The sequence below is a fragment of the Hydrogenobacter thermophilus TK-6 genome (assembly GCF_000010785.1).
GTDB lineage: Bacteria > Aquificota > Aquificia > Aquificales > Aquificaceae > Hydrogenobacter > Hydrogenobacter thermophilus.
The window spans coordinates 568,510-587,921 of the sequence record NC_013799.1 but is presented as its reverse complement, the minus strand read 5'-3'; the positions used below and the strand labels follow the sequence as shown (position 1 = coordinate 587,921).

At 43.0% G+C, this 19,412-nt stretch carries 19 protein-coding genes; 12 read left to right on the top strand and 7 right to left on the bottom strand.

What is annotated here, in order from left to right; all coding sequences use genetic code 11:
• Window positions 1–114 precede the first annotated feature (114 nt).
• Together HTH_RS03110 and HTH_RS03105 are read right to left on the bottom strand one after the other, a co-directional pair.
• Complete coding sequence (locus HTH_RS03110; RefSeq protein ID WP_012963264.1) at window positions 115–1,410, bottom strand: hypothetical protein; 1,296 nt, start codon at window positions 1,408–1,410, stop codon at window positions 115–117.
• 13 nt (window positions 1,411–1,423) lie between these two features.
• A complete protein-coding gene (locus HTH_RS03105) occupies window positions 1,424–2,833 on the bottom strand; it encodes a cytochrome ubiquinol oxidase subunit I (RefSeq protein WP_012963263.1) in 1,410 nt (469 codons plus the stop codon).
• A gap of 130 nt (window positions 2,834–2,963) precedes the next feature.
• On the opposite strand from HTH_RS03105, the gene HTH_RS03100 reads away from it, so the two are divergent.
• The 3 genes from HTH_RS03100 to metF are packed head-to-tail and all read left to right on the top strand — an operon-like array spanning window position 2,964 to window position 4,473.
• The gene (locus HTH_RS03100; RefSeq protein ID WP_012963262.1) at window positions 2,964–3,263 is read left to right on the top strand and encodes a GYD domain-containing protein; all 300 of its coding nucleotides are present in this window, start codon (window positions 2,964–2,966) and stop codon (window positions 3,261–3,263) included.
• Window positions 3,264–3,611: a hypothetical protein gene (locus HTH_RS03095; protein ID WP_012963261.1), complete on the top strand. Its 348-nt coding sequence runs from the start codon at window positions 3,264–3,266 to the stop codon at window positions 3,609–3,611.
• The gene (metF, locus tag HTH_RS03090; RefSeq protein ID WP_012963260.1) at window positions 3,574–4,473 is read left to right on the top strand and encodes a methylenetetrahydrofolate reductase [NAD(P)H]; all 900 of its coding nucleotides are present in this window, start codon (window positions 3,574–3,576) and stop codon (window positions 4,471–4,473) included. Before HTH_RS03095 ends, metF begins: the two co-directional genes overlap by 38 nt.
• Here the strand turns inward: metF and HTH_RS03085 are convergent.
• Together HTH_RS03085 and dnaB are read right to left on the bottom strand one after the other, a co-directional pair.
• Window positions 4,453–5,865: a hypothetical protein gene (locus tag HTH_RS03085; RefSeq protein WP_012963259.1), complete on the bottom strand. Its 1,413-nt coding sequence runs from the start codon at window positions 5,863–5,865 to the stop codon at window positions 4,453–4,455. The genes metF and HTH_RS03085 overlap by 21 nt on opposite strands.
• Before the next feature lie 84 nt (window positions 5,866–5,949).
• Window positions 5,950–7,350: a replicative DNA helicase gene (dnaB, locus tag HTH_RS03080; protein ID WP_012963258.1), complete on the bottom strand. Its 1,401-nt coding sequence runs from the start codon at window positions 7,348–7,350 to the stop codon at window positions 5,950–5,952.
• A gap of 28 nt (window positions 7,351–7,378) precedes the next feature.
• Here dnaB and HTH_RS03075 point away from each other — a divergent pair, with 28 nt between their 5' ends.
• Window positions 7,379–8,239, top strand: coding sequence for a UbiA-like polyprenyltransferase (locus HTH_RS03075; protein ID WP_012963257.1), 861 nt, complete (start codon window positions 7,379–7,381; stop codon window positions 8,237–8,239).
• A 47-nt stretch (window positions 8,240–8,286) separates the two neighbouring features.
• On the opposite strand, the gene HTH_RS03070 is transcribed toward HTH_RS03075, so the two are convergent.
• Complete coding sequence (locus tag HTH_RS03070; protein ID WP_012963256.1) at window positions 8,287–9,459, bottom strand: porin; 1,173 nt, start codon at window positions 9,457–9,459, stop codon at window positions 8,287–8,289.
• A 112-nt stretch (window positions 9,460–9,571) separates the two neighbouring features.
• Between HTH_RS03070 and tpiA the strand changes: the two genes are divergently transcribed.
• A complete protein-coding gene (gene tpiA, locus HTH_RS03065; protein WP_012963255.1) occupies window positions 9,572–10,312 on the top strand; it encodes a triose-phosphate isomerase in 741 nt (246 codons plus the stop codon).
• Here the strand turns inward: tpiA and HTH_RS03060 are convergent.
• The gene (locus HTH_RS03060) at window positions 10,271–11,329 is read right to left on the bottom strand and encodes an LptF/LptG family permease (RefSeq protein WP_012963254.1); all 1,059 of its coding nucleotides are present in this window, start codon (window positions 11,327–11,329) and stop codon (window positions 10,271–10,273) included. The two genes, tpiA and HTH_RS03060, sit on opposite strands and share 42 nt — an antisense overlap.
• 24 nt (window positions 11,330–11,353) lie before the next feature.
• On the opposite strand from HTH_RS03060, the gene gcvT reads away from it, so the two are divergent.
• The 7 genes from gcvT (at window position 11,354) to HTH_RS03025 (ending at window position 18,289) form a co-directional block, all read left to right on the top strand.
• Window positions 11,354–12,373: a glycine cleavage system aminomethyltransferase GcvT gene (gene gcvT / locus HTH_RS03055; RefSeq protein WP_012963253.1), complete on the top strand. Its 1,020-nt coding sequence runs from the start codon at window positions 11,354–11,356 to the stop codon at window positions 12,371–12,373.
• 40 nt (window positions 12,374–12,413) lie between these two features.
• A complete protein-coding gene (locus HTH_RS03050) occupies window positions 12,414–13,616 on the top strand; it encodes a methionine adenosyltransferase (RefSeq protein ID WP_012963252.1) in 1,203 nt (400 codons plus the stop codon).
• Between the two features lie 10 nt (window positions 13,617–13,626).
• On the top strand, window positions 13,627–14,841 hold the full coding sequence (glp, locus tag HTH_RS03045) for a molybdopterin molybdotransferase MoeA (protein WP_012963251.1): 1,215 nt from the start codon (window positions 13,627–13,629) through the stop codon (window positions 14,839–14,841).
• Between the two features lie 14 nt (window positions 14,842–14,855).
• Complete coding sequence (locus HTH_RS03040; RefSeq protein ID WP_012963250.1) at window positions 14,856–16,340, top strand: ArnT family glycosyltransferase; 1,485 nt, start codon at window positions 14,856–14,858, stop codon at window positions 16,338–16,340.
• Between the two features lie 20 nt (window positions 16,341–16,360).
• Window positions 16,361–17,212, top strand: coding sequence for a DUF4382 domain-containing protein (locus HTH_RS03035; protein WP_012963249.1), 852 nt, complete (start codon window positions 16,361–16,363; stop codon window positions 17,210–17,212).
• Window positions 17,213–17,236: 24 nt separating this feature from the next.
• A complete protein-coding gene (metG, locus tag HTH_RS03030; RefSeq protein WP_012963248.1) occupies window positions 17,237–17,563 on the top strand; it encodes a methionine--tRNA ligase subunit beta in 327 nt (108 codons plus the stop codon).
• Between the two features lie 69 nt (window positions 17,564–17,632).
• Entirely contained in the window at window positions 17,633–18,289 is a 657-nt protein-coding gene (locus tag HTH_RS03025; protein WP_012963247.1) for an OmpA family protein, read from the top strand.
• On the opposite strand, the gene HTH_RS03020 is transcribed toward HTH_RS03025, so the two are convergent.
• Window positions 18,274–19,392 carry a pyridoxal phosphate-dependent aminotransferase gene (locus HTH_RS03020; RefSeq protein WP_012963246.1) on the bottom strand — a complete coding sequence of 373 codons (1,119 nt, stop codon included), beginning with the start codon at window positions 19,390–19,392 and terminating at the stop codon, window positions 18,274–18,276. The genes HTH_RS03025 and HTH_RS03020 overlap by 16 nt on opposite strands.
• Window positions 19,393–19,412 lie beyond the last annotated feature (20 nt).

Genomic DNA, 19,412 nt, shown 5'->3' with positions numbered 1-19,412 from the left:
GATTATAAAGGCGACAAACTTTAAATCTCAAAGGAATAAAGACCGTGGAGAAAGAGAGTCCAACGGTGCTAAGATAATCATAAAAGAGTAGCCGGGCAAAAGCCCGGCACTCAGTCAGGCGTAGTTTCTGGCTATCACTATAAGACCTACGCCTATGAAGACTATAGCCCAGAGGATAACCACAAAGACGGAAGCATCTCCCAGGTGGTGTTCAGTTTCGGAAGCTTCATAAACTTTACCTTTGGGTGTTCTTCCCGCTCTATAAGCCATCCACCAGGCGTATGCGTAGAGTACAAGACCTGTCAGTAGAGTGCCAAAAAAGAGTAATGGACTCAGGAACTCTAAGTTCATCTTGTAATCGTATACCGAGTAGCCAAACCTTGCGGTGGAGGCAACTCTCAAGTACTCTCTGAAGATGGCTATAAGCAAGAGCGCAACAACTCCAGAGATGAGAGAAGGTATAGCCATCTTTGCCGGATTCTTTTGAGCAGCAAACACCACACCTATAACGAGAAGAAGTCCAAGAAGAGTAAGCCATGTAAAGATGCTTCCCTTGGCACCCCAATCCGCAGGAATTGTAAATATGTAAAGTACCTGCGCCACTATCCAGCCACCGCCAGCATAGAGGGCAAACCTGGCTCCCACTTTACCTGCCCAGTCAAGGTATTCCTTATCCATATCCTCCCTGCTTCTAAAGTACCAGTTATAGAGCATGAGGAATATACCTGTGACAGCCACTGAAGGAAACACTAAGAAGGATAGATACCTGAAAATGTTAAAGGCATAAATGTTCCATCCGCTCGTGTTCATAGTTGTTCCACCTGATGTGTACCACTCTACCCACTTCTCAGGGTAAAGAGACTGATAGTTTACCACATGGATGATAAAGCCCACCAAAAGCAGGAAGATGATGCCAAGAATTGACATAAACATGGAGATGGTTGGTTTATCTTTGGTAAGGTATGCTCCCCAAATAAAGTAGTAGCCTATGAGGAGAAATACTATAAACAGTATGTACCACCAAGCGGAAAGGTTAGCAGACGAGTACCACAGAGGGTCATATATGACCTGATAGAAGAGCAAAGGAGCAACGCCCAGCACGATGGCTAAAGATACGGAAACTTTGGAAAGCTCAATAGTTGCTCTTGAAAGTTTTTGCCAATTTTCATCTCTTCTGGTAAAACCGTATATGGCAAAGAAGAGACCGCCAATTGAGGTATAAACGAAGAGTATGTGAAGCGCCCATGTGAGTACTTGAAGCACCTGCATAACAACGGGGAAAAAGGGAGCACCGGCAGGGTCTGCCATGGCTTTCAGCATGGCGCTGGTATCAACCGCTAAGGCAAGCTTTCCTCCTACTATCATAAAGGACAGAACCGCAAGTAAGAACCACCTAACTACTTCTTGCATAGCTTACACCTCCTTACTTTTTAGCTTCCGAAGAAGATGCGGGAACTTCTATTTTTGCAGAGACAGAGCCACCTTTTGAGATCATATCTGCTATATAAGCAGAGAGAGCTCTTATCTCCTCGTCAGTTCCTACCAGCTTGGGCATGTACGGTGGGTGATTATCTCTAAGGTAGCTGGTGAGAAAGCTGTAAACCGCATTGGGGTCTGTCATACCTGCAAACTTCTGTCCGAAGGGTCTGAGACCTGTAGAGCCGGTAACGTTGTGGCAACCTGAGCATGCAAGCACAGCTACTGTTTTTCCAGCCATTATCTGGTTTTGAGGAGTTAGGTTCTTTAAACCTTCAGGTACAAAGGCGTTAAGCTTTAAAAGTCCCTTCTGGTCAATTAGAGGCACTTCTGACTTGATACCCTTTGCAGGCACATCCCTTGCCACTATCTGGTTAACCCACATAAACTCACCAGCCACATAAGGTTTTCTCAGCGTCTCTCTTATCTTCTCTTCCGGATACACTCCCATGAAGAATATGAGTATGTAAAGGGGATAAGCTACCCAAAACCTCGCCATGGTGGGTCTTACTGCAGTCAGGAAAAAGTGGGCAAGCACCAAAAGGATTATAGCCATTATGGGCAATTTGAGATATATGGGTACGACATTTTCAAGTATCACATCGCTTCTGTTGGGAAGTGTTGAGATATACCAGATGAAAAAGACGAGTCCAAACACAACACCACCCATACCCCAGTAGGACAGAGTTTTAACTATCTCCTTGTATGTCTTTTCGCTTATGTCTTTCCTCATGAGTCCTGCTATGGCAAGCCCTACAGTACCCGCTATAGCAAACATAAAGGAGGTCCTTTCAAGCAGGTGAGGGAAGTAGTTTTTGTTATAAAAAGCGTCAAGGATGTTGCCGGTAGTAAACCACTTCTCATGCCCGGGTGAGAGCATAAAGGAAAGTATGCCCACTATTATGTACATGGTTGCCCATGAGCCTATGGCAAAGGTCCAAGCGAGTCTTAGCCAGCTTCTCTGGTCTATCCTCCCAAGAGTGTAAAAGAGTATGTAAACCAGCGTGACTTCTGCCACAAACCAAACCCACTCGGCAGCCCACACCCACACAAAGTTGTGAATGAGTGCGGATATACCTCTTGGATTGGCTACGGTGGCAGAGAACCATATACCCGGACCCGTTATAGAACCAGATACATAAGAGAAAATGAGAAGTCCCAGAAGGTACTTTTTGATGTAGTCGTATATCTGGGGTTGATTTTCTCTGTAGGCTTTGGTAGCCAAATACGCCAGAAGTATGGATGCACCCACAGAAGTGTGGGAAGCCATAACGTGGATGGTAGCTATTATGGCTATGGTAAAAGCACTCCCTACTGTTGGTACATACCACATGGGATAAAAACCCAGCACGTCCATGCTACGCACCTCCTGCAGTTAATAATAACGATAACTTAACATTAATATAAACTGATTTTTATCATAAGTCAAGTTTTTGGATACCTTCGCCAGTAATGGCATAAAATATTTACTTAGGGAGGTAAAAAAGATGGCATTGTTTGTAATGTTAACAACGCTTACCGATGAGGGTATGAAGACCCTCAAGCACAGACCCGAGAGGATAAAGGAAGTGGATAGGGAAGTGATGGAGCGCTTTGGGGTCAAACTTATCGCTCAGTATGCAGTCATGGGTCCTTATGATTTTGTCAACATACTTGAAGCACCAGACAACGATACAGTGGTCAAGATGGCTATTGAGCTTGGCTCAAGAGGTACCATAAGGACCCTCACCATGCCTGCCATAGATGTGGACCAACTCATAAAAGACCTGCAAGAGCTTAGCAAGTGAATGCAAGATACGCTAAAAATCTTTTACAGGGTAATAACCGATTACACGGATATAAGGTGGGCAAAGACAAGGGACGACCTTATAAGCAAGATTATCAAGGTGCTCAGAGCTTTTGGTGAAGGTAAGACTCCGGAGGAAGTCATTAAGGAAAAGGCTCTCAGTACAGAGGTAGAAGGGTCATTAAATTATCTGTATGATTTTGTGCAAGGACACAGAGAAGAGCTTGATAGACTTATAAACGCTCTGAGTCTGTTTTTAAAATCTCCAGCTCCGTGCAAAATGAGAATTATAAAGCTTACGGAGGTGTTTGTTGAAGATAGGAGAGCTGCTCAAGAAGGGAACCTTTAGTATATCCTTTGAATTCTTCCCGCCCAAGACGGAAGAAGGTGAGAGGGAACTTTTTGATACTATAAAAAGTCTTGAGTGTCTATCACCCACCTTTGTTTCCGTTACATACGGTGCTGGTGGAAGCACAAGAGATAGAACCAAGAGGGTGGTGGAAAGGATACATCAGCAAACCCATATGACAGTTATGGCACACCTTACCTGTATAGCCCACTCAAGGGAAGAGATAATAAGCATACTCAGAGAGTACAAAGAGATAGGCATAGAAAACATACTGGCTCTGAGGGGAGACCTACCAGCAAACATGCCAAACTTTAAACCCCCAGATGGTGCCTGTAAGCATGCCAACGAGTTGGTAAGACTTATAAGAAGTAGCTTTGGGGAACACTTCTCTGTAGGTGTGGCTTCGTATCCAGAGGGGCATCCCGAGTCTCCCAACATGGAGTGGGAGATAAGGTACTTTAAAAAGAAGGTGATGGAGGGAGCGGATTTTTCTATAACCCAGATGTTTTTCATAAACGACTATTACTACAGGTTTATTGACATGTGCTACAAAGAAGGCATAGACATACCCATAATACCCGGCATCATGCCCATAACCAACTTCAGACAGATAAGTAAGTTTGCTTCCATGTGCGGTGCTACCATACCCGATGACCTGATAAAGAGACTTGAGCCTCACATGGATGATCAGGAGGAGACTACAAAAATAGGTGTAGAGTTTGCCATAAAGCAGTGTGAGGATCTTTTAAAAAACGGAGTGCCAGGACTACACTTTTACACACTAAACAAGTCAAGAGCGACTCTTGAGATATATCAGGCTATAAAGGACAAGGTTTTAGCCTTAAGGTCCTATCTGCCGTAAGAAGGCAGGTATCTCCTCGCTTTTGGTCCATCCGCATTCCTCAAGAGCGTTCTCTATTGTCTGCTGAGATTTATGAGTCTTCTCAGCCAGATACTTTACGAACTCATCCCTCCTTCCTTTGAATTTTTCAATGTCTTCCTGGCTTACCTCCGGAAACCTTGAAACTATTCTTTCCTTTACTATCCTCCATGCGGTAGGGTTGCTGTACAGGTGAAACTCTTTACCCCTGACTGTTTCCTTTACCGCAAGCCCTTTGAGAAAGTCCATTCTGGCAGGATTTATGGTGATAATAGCTTCCGCCATGAGGGGATCCACCGTATAGAAGATACCAAACATCTTACCAAGAATCCTTCTCTGGGTCCTTATTATGGTGTCTATAATGTCCTGCACCTCCTCTTCTACCTTATCGTAGATAAGCTCGTAGTAGTTGAGCTGCTCAAGCTCCAAACCGCCCAGATACCTTATAAAGTTGGCAAGGTCATAGTAGCTCATTCCTCTGTCTTCCTCTTCAAGCTCCTTCTTTACAGCCTCTTCAAGCTCTCCGTAATTTAGCACCACATCAGTGTGTATGGGAGGTATTATGTGGTATGTATCCGATTCCCATCCTGCCTTTCTGAGTATCTGTTCCGCACCGCTCTCATCTATGTTGTATTTTTGCATAAGCAGTTTCTTTAGCCCTTCCCTGTCTTTTTTGTACTTGTCCAGCTCTTCATCAGGAATATCCACATCCACATATACGAACCTCTCTCCCTGCCCTTCCCTTATGAATATGTTCTTTCTGCCTTTTATGTGCCTCCTTATAAAAGCCCAGTCCTCCTCCGTCATTATAGGTTCCGGATGCCACTCTTTTGACATCTCCTCCTCCAGCTCTAGGTACGGAACAGATTCATACCAAGTAGCCTTGTTGAGCTTTGATTCTATTAGCTCTTCAGCTTCACCGAGTTTTTCCCTTAGGTACCTTATAAACTCCTTCCTTTTGAACTTGAACCTATCTATCTCATCTAAGGTAAGCTCTGGAAAGAGGATCTTGAGTTTATACTTTATAAAGTCCCAATTTCCAAAGAGGTTCTGAGGCTCCAGCGCTTCATAACCATACGGATTTGTCTTTAAAAAGTCAAGGTAGTAGCCTATAAAGGTCCTCACCCTTGGGTCTGTGAGGGCAAGCACCTTTATAAATTCGGGGTCGTAAAACTCTATGATGCTCAAAAGTCTTGCTATGTTAACTTTCTTTATGTTATGAAGGTGGCACAGCTCTATTTTATACCTCTTGGGAATACCGCCATTCACACAGTACTCGTTAAGCACATCCATCTCGGCTTTTAACATGCTCCTGAAAAATACAAGTTTTTCCCTTTGCGTGAGTTTTTCTTTTGTGAGTATAAGCTCCAACATGTTCCCACCTCCTTTGTTTTTAATATATGTTGCAAATGGGTAAGGAGCTATTAGAACTTTTTAAGGGTTTATAAGCGCCATTTATCAAAAGTCCAGGTCATAATCCTCCTCCGAAAACTCCTCCAGGTCAGGCTCGTACTCCTCCACTTTCTGCGCCTCCTTATATTCAAGAGGTTTAAAACTTGCAGTTTCTTTTATAAAGGCTACTTTGACAATGCCCGTGGGTCCCTGTCTTTGCTTTGCTACTATGATCTCTGCAATACCTTGCTCCTCGGGAGGTGGGTTCTTCTTGTAATACTCGGGTCTGTGGATAAAAATAATCAGGTCCGCATCCTGCTCTATCTGTCCGCTTTCCCTGAGGTCTGCCAGCTGGGGTCTTTTGTCTGACCTGTGCTCCACCTGACGCGAGAGCTGTGCCAATGCTACTACTGGCAACTCAAGCTCTTTTGCCAAGGCTTTGAGGTTCCTTGAAATCTCTGCCACCTCCTCCTGTCTTGAAGAGAGCCTTCTGGGAGACCTAAGAAGCTGAAGGTAATCTATAAAAACCACCTCCACACCTCTCTCCTTTTTGAGCTTTCTGGTCTTTATCCTCAGGTCTGTGGTGGAGAGGGTGGGAGTATCATCTATGTATATGTTGTAGCTAGAAAGTTCAAGAGCAGAGCTTATAAGCCTGTTCCTTTCCTCCTCCTTTATAAAGCCTCTTCTGAGGTTCTGAAGCGGTACACCCGAAAGCATGGAAAGCGCCCTCATAGTAAGCTGCTCTTTGCTCATCTCAAGGGAGTATATAACCACAGGCACCTTTTCTTCCATAGCCATATTTACAGCCATAGATAGCATAAAGCTGGACTTTCCCATACCTGGTCTTGCTGCAACGATAATCAGGTCAGAAGGGTGAAAGCCGGTGGTAAGAACATCAAGGTCCAAAAAGCCAGTCGCTCTGCCGGTGATAAGTCGCTCTGCCTTTCTATGCTTTTCTATTATTTCTATTACCTTGCTTGCCACTTCCTTTATGTGATAGTAATGGGTTATGGTTTGCTTTTCAGAAATTTCCAGCACCTTGTGGAGCATAAACTCAAGGAGCCGGTTAAAATCCGGCTCCTCCTTTATACCTTTCAGAGCATTCAAAGACAGGTCCAAGAGGTTTCTAAGACCAGACTTCTCTTTAACCAGGTTTATAGCCTCTTCAAGAAGAGCACCTTTTGCTGCCTCTTCCACAAGAGCATACACAAATGCCATATCTATCTTATCGCTCAGTCCATACCTTTTTATGTATTCTCTAAGCACTATATCGTCCCAATCTTTACCTTTGTCCTCCCAGAGTTTGTATAAGAGAGAGAAAAGGAGCCTGTGATGCTCCAAGTAAAAGTCCTCTTCTCTGAGATACTCAAGCACCTGAGGGATAGTCTCGGGGTCAAGGATCATGGCACCCAGCACCGCTCTTTCCGCCAATTCGTCATGAGGAGGTTCTATGTCTAAGTATGTCATACCTTGTGGAAAAGTATAAAATATTTCCATGACGATAAAGGACAAGCTAAAGAGCTACGCACAGCTTGTAAAGTTTGAGCATACCATATTTGCCCTTCCTTTTGCCTTAGCTTCTCTTCTCATACTTTATAAGTCTCTACCCAGCCCTCAAAAAGTCTTCTGGGTAGTTGTGGCGTTAGTAAGCGCAAGGACTGCAGGCATGGCTCTGAATAGACTTATAGACCTGCCCATAGACCAAAAGAATCCAAGAACAAAAAACTGGGTGCACGCCTCAGGTAAAGTAAAAAAACACGATATGCTTGCCATAATACTTGTCTCAAGCATGATCTTTTTGGTCTCCACAGCCTTTATAAACCTTTACACCTTCTTGCTTTCTCCTGTAGTGCTTTTTCTCCTCTGGCTTTATCCTTACTCAAAGAGGTTCACAAACTTTCCCCACTTGGTGCTGGGAGCTGTCTACTTTCTCATTCCTCTGGGTGTGGACATAGCCCTCAACGAGAGGGTGTCTTTCCTTTCCATCCTTCTTGGCATGGCCATGGCTTTCTGGGTGGCAGGTTTTGACGTGCTCTACTCCCTCCAAGATTACGAGTTTGACAAAAGGCATGGAATAGGCTCTTTGGCGGTCAAGCTGGGTATAAAAAACGCCATACTGATGGCAAGGCTCTTCCATATGGCTACACTGCTCTGTCTTTTAGCCTTAGGATTCGCCTCTCCAAAGCTCAGCTTTATTTACTTCATAGGACTTATCTTGCTATCTGGCTTTCTCTTTTACGAGCATAGTCTTGTAAAACCTTACGACCTTTCCAAGGTAAACAAAGCTTTCTTTACTGTAAATGGATATATAAGCCTTGTATTTTTATTGGTGGTGCTTTTAGACATCATCTTTTAAAAGTAAAAAGCCCCGCAGAGAGCGGGGCTGGGGTGTTTTAAGAGAGCTTAGAACTGGGTTTGAAGAGCCAGCGTCCAGTCAGTGTAGTTCTTTTCATTGGGAGATTTGTTCTTAAGAGATACCACATCAGCACCCAGCTGGATCTTGGCATCTTGACCCTTTATGTAGTAGTTGAGGAAAACTCCAGTTCTGTTGGTGTCCTTGTTAGCAGCAGTTCTGTCGTCAAGCTTTTCGTACCTTATGGCAAGGGCAGGCTTTCCAAGACCCACCACCTGGTCGTAGAGGAGCTGACCTTGGACATAGTAGGCTCTGTCTTTTGATTTGGCAATAGGTGAGGTAGTACCAGCGGGCATATCCTTCCTGTCTTGGTAGCCAAGCTGAAGGTTGGGTACTATATCACCAAACTTTTGCTCCCACATGGCGTCAACGGTCCAGGCTTTGCCTGTAGCTGAATCTCCAGCACCGTTGTCCCACTTCTGGGTGTTGTAGCCAAGACCTATGGAGAGGACATTCTGCTTTCCAAGGTAAGTATCCGCAAGAGTAAAGCCCTTCTCTCCCTTAAAGCCCAGCATGGTGGGAGTAAACTGGATTCTCCCTGCAAAAGCGAGGTTGTCCTTTACACCAAGAGGATGGACATGATCCCATCTTCCGTCAAAGATACCAATTTGATACTTGAGCATACCGTCCGCTATGTTGCCCCATACGGTAAGACCCGTATCCCTGTATGCGTTAGCTACATTGGACCCTATGGTAAAGGGTGCAAATAGATTACCCCTGGTGCTATAGCCGTATCCAGTAGGAATAAGGTATGTGTAGCTGTCTGTTAGTGATGCTCTGCTAAATGGGAGCCTGTAGACACCTGCCATTATCTGAAACTCTTCCATAGGCTTGAGGTTTATAAAGGCGTCGTTAGCTCTTGATTCTCTGGTTCCCCCATGGTTAGTTCTGCCACTACTTCCTTGATAAAGCGCAAAATCCAGATTGGCACCAAACTGGACGAACTTGTTCACCTGACCGCTGAAGTAAACCCTGGCACCGTTGATGGAAAAGTCGTTGTAGTCCTTACCACCCGGTGTGGTCTTACCTAAGTGCTGTGCCCAGATCTGGAGCTTTAGACCCATGTTGGCAAAGGTGTCTTCGTCCACTCTGATAACCGCTGCCTGAGAAGGCAAGACTGTTGCTCCCATCAGGGCTGCCATTGCCAAAAGGCTCTTCCTCATGTTCTTACCCTCCTTTGAAGGATTTAATGTCTAAATAATACCACAGAAAAAAACCTTTGTCAAGCAAAATTGATTTGACAGACCATCTTCATTTGGTTTAAACTATACGAAGATGAAGCTCATCTCTGCCAACTGGAAAATGAATATGACCCCTTCTCAGACCAAAGAGTATCTGTATAACTTTTTACCACTTGTTGAAGATGTAAAAGACAGGGAGATACTTCTGTGCGTGCCATACACTTCTCTGTGTATTGCTTCTGAAATGCTTAAAGATAAACATGTAAAGTTTGGCGCTCAAAATGTGCATTATGAACCGAAGGGAGCCTTTACAGGAGAGATATCGGTCAGTATGCTCAAGGACTTGGGGGTGTCTTATGTAATAGTGGGTCATTCAGAGAGAAGGTGGCTTTTTGGTGAAAGTGATGAAATAATCAACAAAAAGTTAATAGCTTGTCTTGGCAGTGGTATAAGACCCATACTTTGCGTTGGGGAAAGGCAGGACGAGAGGGAGGCAGGGCTCACCTTTAAGGTAATTGAGACGCAGGTTAAACTTGCGCTGTCTTCTCTGGAAGACTATACGGATATGATAGACATAGCCTACGAGCCTGTTTGGGCAATAGGGAGTGGGAATCCCGCCACACCCGAGGATGCACAGAAGGTTCACAGATTTATAAAAGAACTACTTGAAAGCTTAAACAAAAATTATAAAGGTACTACACGCATTCTTTACGGTGGAAGCGTAAACATCCATAATGCCAGTGAGTTCATGAAGATGCCGGACATAGACGGGCTTTTGGTAGGTGGTGCCAGCTTAGACCCTGAAGCCTTTTCCCAGATAGTAAAGTCCTTTTAGGGATAGGATTACAAGAGGGATATAGGCAAAAAGCCCATATAAGGGGTTAAAAGAGACACTTTCGGAAAAAAATCTTGTTAAGACAAAGCTAAACCAGTAGAAAAAGAAGGCAGGTACAAAACTTAAAAACCCTGCTAAGATGCTCCTTCTTTTGATGGCATAAGACATGACGGTAATGCCTATCGCTATAGGTGATAGAGAAGACAAAAACCTCCTTATTATTTCTGATAGATACAGATGGTAGTTTAGGCCCACTCTCTTACCGAGAGAGTAAAGGAGGAGAAGCTGATGGAGAGAAATGTGTTCCACCTTTTCTCCTATAGGTTGTGCGTTTTTTATTTCAAAGAGTTTTATGCTGATGCCTTTAGCTACAAAATTTCCTTCCTTGATGTTCCAGACTTTTGCAATAGGTAAAAGGATAATATCACCTTTCCATGAACCTCTATCAGACTGGATCACTTCCAATATGTTGCTTTTGCTGGACTTTACCAGAAATACTCCGGCAATATTGCCATCCTTTATGTCCACAAATTGGAAGTTTATGTAAATCCTTTCACCACTTTCTTCTTTGAAGAACCATGCGTTTCTTACAATTAGGTCCTCAACCTCCTGTCTTTTCTTAAACTCCTTCTCTATACTGTACAAATTTTTGTTGCTCTCTGGATACACATCAAAACTCATAATAAGATTAAAAAAACTAACAAAAACTAAAAAGAGTATAATGTTTAAAAGAAATTTCAAAGGAGATACACCAAAGCTCTGAACTATTAGGTCTAACTTCTTTGAAAATATATGTTTTAGCAGGATCATCATGGTAATCACAGCGCTGAAGGGCAAAAGGTAAAAAAAGGATATGGGCAACAAGTTTAAAAGGTAAGATATAGCTATGTTAGCACTTTTCTCTTTGAAGAGAAAGAGCAGCTCTGCAAGAGCATAAGAAGAAACTATCCCTAAAAGGATGGCGTTTACCACGATGAAGAGTTTTATATAAAAAAAGAGAACGTATTTGCCAAGCATAGGAAAACATTTTACAATGTTTGTATGAAATCACCCCTTTATGAACTTCACCGGCAGCTAAAGGCTAAAATGTTTGAGTTTGCCGGCTGGCAGATGCCTCTTTACTACTCCTCTATAAAGGAAGAGGTAAAAGCTGTAAGAGATGAGTGCGGAATCTTTGATGTGTCTCATATGGGAAGGATACTTATGAAGGGACCTTCAGCTTTGGAAACTCTTGATTATCTTACCACCAACCATGTGAAAAAGCTAAGTCCCGGAAAAGTTCAGTACAGCATGATCACCAATCACCAAGGGGGGGTTGTTGATGACATTACCTTATACATGCTTGACCAAGAGAGCTTCATGCTGTGTATAAACGCTGCCAACAGGAAAAAGGTAATAAACTGGCTATCTAAGTATCACCATGTGGAAGACATATCTGGCAGCACACTTCAGCTGGCTCTTCAGGGGAAAAAGAGCGTTGATGTGCTTTCTGCTCTGTTCCCTGTGGGTGAAATAAAGCGCTACAACTTTAAGGTTTTTGACGGCATTATAGTGTCAAGGACGGGCTATACGGGTGAGGATGGCTTTGAGATATATGCCAGTATAAAAGAGGGGTTGGGAATCTTTAAAGAGCTTATCAAATATGCAAAACCCTGCGGCTTGGGTGCGAGAGATGTCCTCAGGATTGAGGCAGGTTTGCCTCTATACGGTCACGAGATATCAGAAGACATAACACCCTTTGAGGCAAACCTTGATAGGTTTGTATGCACGGATAAGGATTTTCTGGGTAAATCCGCCATGCTAAAAAGAGAGATACACAGAAAACTCTTTGGTCTTGAGCTATTACAGAGGGGAGTTCCCAGAGAAGATTACAGAATTTATCTATCGGACATGGAGATAGGCAGAGTTAGCAGTGGGACCTATTCGCCAACCCTTGATAAAGGCATAGCTCTTTGCTTTGTGGACATTTCCTTCAGAAAGGAAGGTCTTGAGGTGGAGCTTGATGTTAGGGGAAAAAGACTCAAAGCCCTTTTGAGAAACTACCCTTTTGTACACAGGTAGATTATAATCATTCCTTAAAACTTTTTAGGAGGTTTTTCAGGTGGCAAATATAGTGGTCACTCCTATGACCTTTGCACCAGTTTACCAGCAGTTTGCCGAGATAGTGGAAAGGAAAGGGATAGGCCATCCTGACACCATATGCGATAACCTGGCTGAAAATCTCTCCCGGGAGCTTTGCAGATGGTACCTTAGCGAGTTTGGAGCTATTATGCATCACAATGTGGATAAGGCTCTGCTGGTGGGAGGTGTTTCTAACGCGTACTTTGGGGGTGGTGAGGTCATACAGCCCATAGAGATATACCTGGTGGGAAGAGCCATCTTGGAGAAAAATACCAAGAGGCTTGACATAGAAGAGCTGGTAAGAGAAACTGCCAAAAACTGGCTGAGGAATAACATAAAAAACATGGATGTGGATAAACATGTAAAAATTTACACCAAAATAAGACCGGGTTCAAAGGACCTTGTGGAACTTTTTGAAAGGTTTCAAAAGAGGGGGGAGGTACCCTTGGCAAACGACACCTCCTTTGGTGTTGGGTTTGCTCCCTTTGACGACCTTGAAAGGGCGGTTTACGAGGCTGAGAGGTTTTTAAACTCGGAAGCTCTCAAAAAGGAACACCCTGAGGTGGGTGAGGACATAAAAGTGATGGGAGTGAGGATAGAAAATAAGATAAGATTAACAGTTGCTTTAGCTTTTGTGAGCAAGTACATAAAAAATATAAATGAGTACTTTGCCAGAAAGGAGGAGCTAACAAGAAAGGTTAAAACTTACATAGAGGGGCTTCTGGGAAGAGAGGTACAAGTGCATATAAACACAGCGGATAGCAAAGAGAATGGCTCTGTTTACATAACAGTTACTGGCACATCCGCCGAACAGGGAGATGATGGACAGGTGGGCAGAGGCAACAGAGTAAATGGTCTTATCACACCTTACAGACCTATGAGCCTTGAGGCAGCAGCTGGGAAGAATCCCATCTCCCACATAGGGAAGATGTACAACACTGTTGCCAGCATAATAACCCAGAGAGTGGTCAAAGAGGTGGAAGGTATAGAGGAAGCTTATTGCTACATAGTCTCTCAGATTGGAAAGCCCATAAATGAGCCACAGATACTGGATGTGAAAGTAAGAACATCAAGAAACATAAATACTTTGCAGGAGGAGGTAAAGAAGATAGCCAAGGAGGAGCTTGACAGAATGCCAAGTATATGGAAGGGCTTTCTTGAAGGCATTTACACAGTAGCATAGGAGGTCCAAGATGATACCATATGAAGAAGCGCTTTCTAAGGTACTTGAACATACAAAGCTGATAGATACAGAGAGAGTTTTTATAAATCAGTCCTTGGGTAGAGTTCTGGCTGAAGATGTAATGGCAGATACAGATAAGCCTCCCTTTGATAACTCTGCCATGGATGGCTATGCGGTAAGGTACGAAGATATAAAAGATGCCTCCCAGGAGAAACCTGTAAAGCTCAAAGTATTAGGAGAGATCCCAGCTGGTGAGGAAACAGCTTACAAGATGGAGAAAGGAACAGCCGTAAAGATATTCACAGGAGCGCCCATACCAGAAGGTGCAGACACAGTTATTCCCTTTGAACTAACCCAAGAGGAAAACCATTACATACTTATAAAGGAACCTCTAAAGCTGGGAAGTAATGTAAGAAGGAAAGGTGAAGAGATTAAAGAGGGGGAGGTGGTGCTAAAAGCTGGCACCCTGATAAGACCCTACGAGATGGGAATAATGGCTTCGGTAAACAGAGTGGTAGTTAGCGTTTACAGAAAGCCCAGAGTCGCAGTTTTGGCAACAGGTGACGAGATAAAAGATGTAGGAGAGCCTATAGAAAAGCTTTCTCAGATAAGAAGTTCCAACAGTTATGTACTCTTTGCTCAAATTCTCAGAAGTGGTGGAGAACCTCACTACTTAGGTATCGTGAAGGATAATGAAGAGGAGATAGGAAAGTTTTTAAAACATATTGACTATTACGATGTTTTTATAACAACAGGCGGTGTATCCATGGGAGGTAAAGACTATGTTCAACACCTGGTAAAGGAGTACGGCATTGATGTAAAGTTTCACAGGGTGCGTATAAAACCCGCCAAGCCAGTACTTTTTGGCACATACAAAGACAGAGGGCTCTTCTTTGGACTGCCCGGCAACCCAGTATCCTGCACTATGGCTTTTGACCTTCTGGTGCATCCAGCTCTCCTTAAAATGTCCGGAAGAAAAGATTACATACCAAAGGTATTTAAAGCTATACTTAAAGAGGACTTTATTAGAAGAGACGCAGAAAGAAGGGAATTTGTAAGAGCTTTTGTAAGTTTTGATGGAGAAAAAGCTTACTGCTCTTACTCTCACAAAACGCAATCTCACATGCTGACTTCTTACATAGATATGAACGCCTACATGGTGGTTTACGAAGGTATAAAGGAGATAAAGAAAGGAAGCTTGGTAGATGTTATAATGTTCCCCTGAGCTATAATCTTTTTATGCTCTATCTTCTTCTGCTAATAGTAGCAGCCAATTACTACCTTAACCTCGGTCTTTCACAAGTTTGGATGCCCAACGAGTCCTTTTATGCTGAGGCATCAAAAAACATGATGGAAACAGGCGACTTTTTAACACCTTATTACAACGGTAATGTAAGGATTGAAAAACCTCCGTTAACTTACTGGATAGTCTCCCTGGGATATTATCTTTTTGGGATTAACGAATGGGGTCTTAGATTTTTTCATGCCACTTTGGGTTTGCTTTTGGGTATTATCACCTTTCTATTATCTTACGAGCAGTCAAAAAACTATAAAGTGTCATTACTTTCTGCTCTTATCCTGCTGACTTCTTTTCAGTTTTTTGCCAATGCCAGATACGCTTCGCCCGAAATACCTTTTACCTTTTTTATAGCTCTTTCCATATATTTTTGGCTAAAAGCTTACAAGAAAAACCATATACCATTACTTTTGCTTGCCTTTATCTGCTCCACTCTGGCAATACTCACCAAAGGTCCAGCAGGTTTTGTAATCCCTGCAGGTGTGGTGTTTTTTTACCTTCTTGTAAGTGATCCTAAGGAGCTTTTAAAAAAGCGCTACTATCTGCTCACACTCCTTCTTATTCCCCCAAGTTTTTGGTGGCATATCTTTGAATTTTTCTCCCACAAAAAAGAGTTCTTGGAAGTTTTTTATGTAGAAAATCTCAAAAGAGTGTATGCTGGCAATGATCCTTTTTATTTTTACTTTCTTGATACTGCAGTAAGCTTTATGCCTTACTCCTTTCTCGTATTTTTTGCCTTGCTTTGGACCTTTATCAAAAAGAAAAAAGAGCTAACCATTTTTGTGGTTTGGCTTCTGCTTGTTTTTCTTATTTTTAGCTTTATAAAGTCCAAAATACCTGTATATGTCCTTCCTGCATATCCGGCTATGGCTATTTTGACGGCAAACTTTGTCTTAAGTTCCGACTGGAAAAGCATCATAAAATATTCCTCTACCTTCATAACCCTTCTTATATCTTCTGCAATACTGCTTACCACCTTTTATTTCCAGCTTGAAACAGCTTACGCAGTTTTAGCTCTTTTGCCACTGCCTTTCCTTTTAAGAAATTACGCCATAGCGCCCTTGGTGGCAGGTATAGCATTTCTTATATTTGCAAACACAGGTTTGCTCCATTACCTTGAGAGTTTTAGACACTACAAAGAAGTGGGTAATTTTATAAAAAACCTTGACCCCAGCAACACCTTAAAAACCTATCAAGTGGGATACTTCCACCACAACCTACCCTTCTATGCAGACAGAACCATAATCAGAGACAGATATCCAGAAAAACCATCTATCGTTATATTCAAAATAGGCTCTTTTGAAGGTTGCAAGCCCACAAAACTCTGGAAGCTTTATACATCTTCAGAATCAAGATTTATAACTTTTTTACTGGATACAAAAAGAGGAAAAAGGCTTGAAGAATTTGGTGTGTGCCTTTATAATTAATCCTTTAGGGGGTAGGAAAAATGAAGAGGATTATTACGGCAGCTACAATACTTCTCTTCTCCTGCGGAGGTGGCGGAGGCGGAGGTGGCACAACTCCGCCAGCTTCATCTGTGAGCCTCTACTTTACCGACGATATGAGTGTCTATCCTTCAATTTTGGTGACGGTCTATGAGGTAAACCTTTGCTCCGACCAGCAGTGCCAGCAAAAAGTTAACCTCTTCTCAAGCCAGCAGGGACTTGAAGTGGACCTTGCAAAGCTAAACGGCATACTTCAGTATATAACAACCACCAGCATCCCACAGGGAACTTACAACAGGCTTGAGGTGGTCATGGACAAAAACCTTACCATAACTGACCCCAGCAATCAGACGCATCCTGCGGTATTTTCCCCCATGCAGGAAAAACCCAACAAGCCCAACACAGTCCAGTGCGATACTCAAAAGTGTTATATAAGGTTTAACGGTACGGTTAACCCCTTTGCCACTGGGAAACTAATTGTTGACTTCGTGTTAAAGGAGTTTGAGGTAAACACTTTAACCTCTCCATGGCTAGTGACGGAAGTCAAAATGAAGCCACTAACACCGGAAGAAATGAGAGGTATATCCTACGAAAGAGAAATACACTTAAGGGTACAAAGTGTAAACGCGCAGAGCAACAGCTTCACCGGTACTTGGATGGGTAAAACTTTTACCGTTAATATTTCACCAAACATCAGGGAGTGTGAGATATATAAAATAAAATACCCACCCAACACATGCGTAAACCAAATAGCACCCAGTATGTGCCTTGAGGTAAAGGTTCAGGAAGATCCTGCAACATCCACAACCCTGACTGCCATAAAGATAGAAACCGATAAAAAGTGCATGAATTGAGCGTATTGGTTGTAAAATGTACTTATGGAAGTAATAGGCATAGAGGACTTTCTGAAGTTAGACATAAGGCTTGCAAAGATAGTGGATGCCCAAAGAGTGGAAGGCTCAGAAAAACTCCTGAAGCTAAAAGTTTCATTGGGAGGTGAGGAAAGGGTGGTTGTAGCTGGAATAGCCAAGCACTATAAACCAGATGAGCTTATAGGGAAAAAGATACTTCTTCTTGCGAATCTTAAACCAAGAAAGATACTGGGGATAGAATCGCAGGGTATGGTACTTGCGCTCTCTGACGGAGAAAGGCTCTCCCTTATAGTGCCAGACAGAGAGATGGAGGAAGGGACAAGGGTAAGCTGATGTTTCATGAAAAATTCACACTTGGGGCATATAATATAAAAGTGTTTAAATTCATAAGGAGGTGGCAAAATGAAGAGATCACTGTTTCTCTCTCTCGCTCTATTAGGGAGTGTAGCTTTTGCGGAGCAAAGTCTTGATCCATGCGGAAGCCCCAAAGAGGTATACAGCAAGTACCTTCTGGACAAGTGCTACAAGGGTTACTTTGATGCCATAATTGAGGCAAAGAAAAAGTCTGAGGAAGCTTTGAACAAAGCCAACGAGGCATTGGGGAAAGCTAACGAAGCCTTAAACAAAGCCAACGACCTTGAGGGAAGGGTGAGCAAACTTGAGGGGATAGTGGATGACCACGAAAAGAGAATAAAAGCTTTGGAAAGTAGGGAAATACCAAAAGGAGGCTGGCAGCTTGAAGAGATAGGTGCCGTATATTTTGATTTTGACAAGTTCAACATCAAAAAGTCACAGGCGCCAAAGCTTGACGATATAGCGAGTAAGATACAATCCGATACGAGAGAAGTACTCATAGTAGGCTTTGCGGACACCAGAGGCTCCAGCAAGTATAACTTCAATCTTTCCATGTACAGAGCACAGATAGTAGCATCATACCTTGCCAAGAAAGGGGTGGACATAGGAAGGATGAGAATAGCTTCTTACGGTAAGGAGGTTGCCAAGCTTATAAGTCCCAAGTATGCTGAGCAGAGAGTAGTTAGGATTTACTTTATCAAGTAATTCTTTATCCTTCTCAAGCCCTCCCTGAGGGCTTCTTCATCTTTTGTATAGGAAAATCTTACAAAATTTTCTGTTTTATTCTTTCCGAAATCGGTGCCCGGAGTTATCGCCACCTTCGCATTTTTTAATACTTCCCTGCAGAAAGTCTCCGAGTCCTCCGAGTACCTGTCTATGTTTGCCCATATGTAGAAAGCACCTTCTGGTTTTACTGGCACCTCAAACAGGTCTTTTAATCCTTCGTAAAGGATGTCCCTCCTTTTTTTGAAGGTTTGCTTTACTTTTTCAAGATATTCATAGTCAAAGGCTCCAAGAGCTGCGTACTGGCTCAGCGTAGGTGCAGAGATAAACACATTCTGGATCACCCTTTCCGCTTTTGGGATAAGCTCTTCCGGCAGGATCATCCAGCCTATCCTGAATCCCGGCATACAGAACCACTTGGAAAAACCACTTATAACTATAGCTCCGTCAGAAAACTCAAGAGCCGTGTGTTCTTCTCTGTCGTAGACAAGTCCCTGATACACCTCATCGGATATAAAGTAAATATCCCTCTCTTGGCAGTACTCAACCAAAGAAGCAAGGTCTTCCTTGCCGTAAACACTACCTGTAGGATTTGAAGGTGAAGATATATGAAGGGCTTTTATATCTCTATGCTCTTTGAGCATATCTACGCTAATGATGTAATTGGTACTCTCGTCAACAGGTAAGAACACGGGATTAATATCCAGCAAGTGAGCAAAGTTTTTATAACACGGATAAGAAGGGTCAGCTAAGACTACCTTCTCTCCAGCGCTCATAAGAATTGAGTAAGCTACAAGAAAGGCTCCGGATGTTCCCGTAGTTATAACCACGCGATGGGGAGATATATCAACACGGTACTTTTTGTAGTAATGCTCCGCAATCTTCTCCCTTAGCTCTCCTATCCCAAGACTGGGTGTGTAAAAGTACCTTCTGTCCTTTATAGCTCTCTCAAGGGATTCAATAACCGAGGGTGGTGGGTCCAGGTCAGGCTCACCTATCTCCATGTGTATAACATGGTCTATATTACTTGCCTCTTTAAGTATCTCCATCACCATAAAGGGACTAATCTTGCTTATTCTCTCCATCCCAGAAGGTACAATTATAT

Bases quoted from the DNA above. Each gene is read 5' to 3' on its own strand.
- HTH_RS03110 (WP_012963264.1), bottom strand. From the start codon at position 1,410: ATGCAAGAAGTAGTTAGGTGGTTCTTACTTGCGGTTCTGTCCTTTATG.
- HTH_RS03105 (WP_012963263.1), bottom strand. From the start codon at position 2,833: ATGGACGTGCTGGGTTTTTATCCCATGTGGTATGTACCAACAGTAGGG.
- HTH_RS03100 (WP_012963262.1), top strand. From the start codon at position 2,964: ATGGCATTGTTTGTAATGTTAACAACGCTTACCGATGAGGGTATGAAG.
- HTH_RS03095 (WP_012963261.1), top strand. From the start codon at position 3,264: ATGCAAGATACGCTAAAAATCTTTTACAGGGTAATAACCGATTACACG.
- HTH_RS03085 (WP_012963259.1), bottom strand. From the start codon at position 5,865: ATGTTGGAGCTTATACTCACAAAAGAAAAACTCACGCAAAGGGAAAAA.
- dnaB (WP_012963258.1), bottom strand. From the start codon at position 7,350: ATGACATACTTAGACATAGAACCTCCTCATGACGAATTGGCGGAAAGA.
- HTH_RS03075 (WP_012963257.1), top strand. From the start codon at position 7,379: ATGACGATAAAGGACAAGCTAAAGAGCTACGCACAGCTTGTAAAGTTT.
- HTH_RS03070 (WP_012963256.1), bottom strand. From the start codon at position 9,459: ATGAGGAAGAGCCTTTTGGCAATGGCAGCCCTGATGGGAGCAACAGTC.
- tpiA (WP_012963255.1), top strand. From the start codon at position 9,572: ATGAAGCTCATCTCTGCCAACTGGAAAATGAATATGACCCCTTCTCAG.
- HTH_RS03060 (WP_012963254.1), bottom strand. From the start codon at position 11,329: ATGCTTGGCAAATACGTTCTCTTTTTTTATATAAAACTCTTCATCGTG.
- gcvT (WP_012963253.1), top strand. From the start codon at position 11,354: ATGAAATCACCCCTTTATGAACTTCACCGGCAGCTAAAGGCTAAAATG.
- glp (WP_012963251.1), top strand. From the start codon at position 13,627: ATGATACCATATGAAGAAGCGCTTTCTAAGGTACTTGAACATACAAAG.
- HTH_RS03040 (WP_012963250.1), top strand. From the start codon at position 14,856: ATGCTCTATCTTCTTCTGCTAATAGTAGCAGCCAATTACTACCTTAAC.
- HTH_RS03035 (WP_012963249.1), top strand. From the start codon at position 16,361: ATGAAGAGGATTATTACGGCAGCTACAATACTTCTCTTCTCCTGCGGA.
- metG (WP_012963248.1), top strand. From the start codon at position 17,237: ATGGAAGTAATAGGCATAGAGGACTTTCTGAAGTTAGACATAAGGCTT.
- HTH_RS03025 (WP_012963247.1), top strand. From the start codon at position 17,633: ATGAAGAGATCACTGTTTCTCTCTCTCGCTCTATTAGGGAGTGTAGCT.
- HTH_RS03020 (WP_012963246.1), bottom strand. From the start codon at position 19,392: ATGGAGAGAATAAGCAAGATTAGTCCCTTTATGGTGATGGAGATACTT.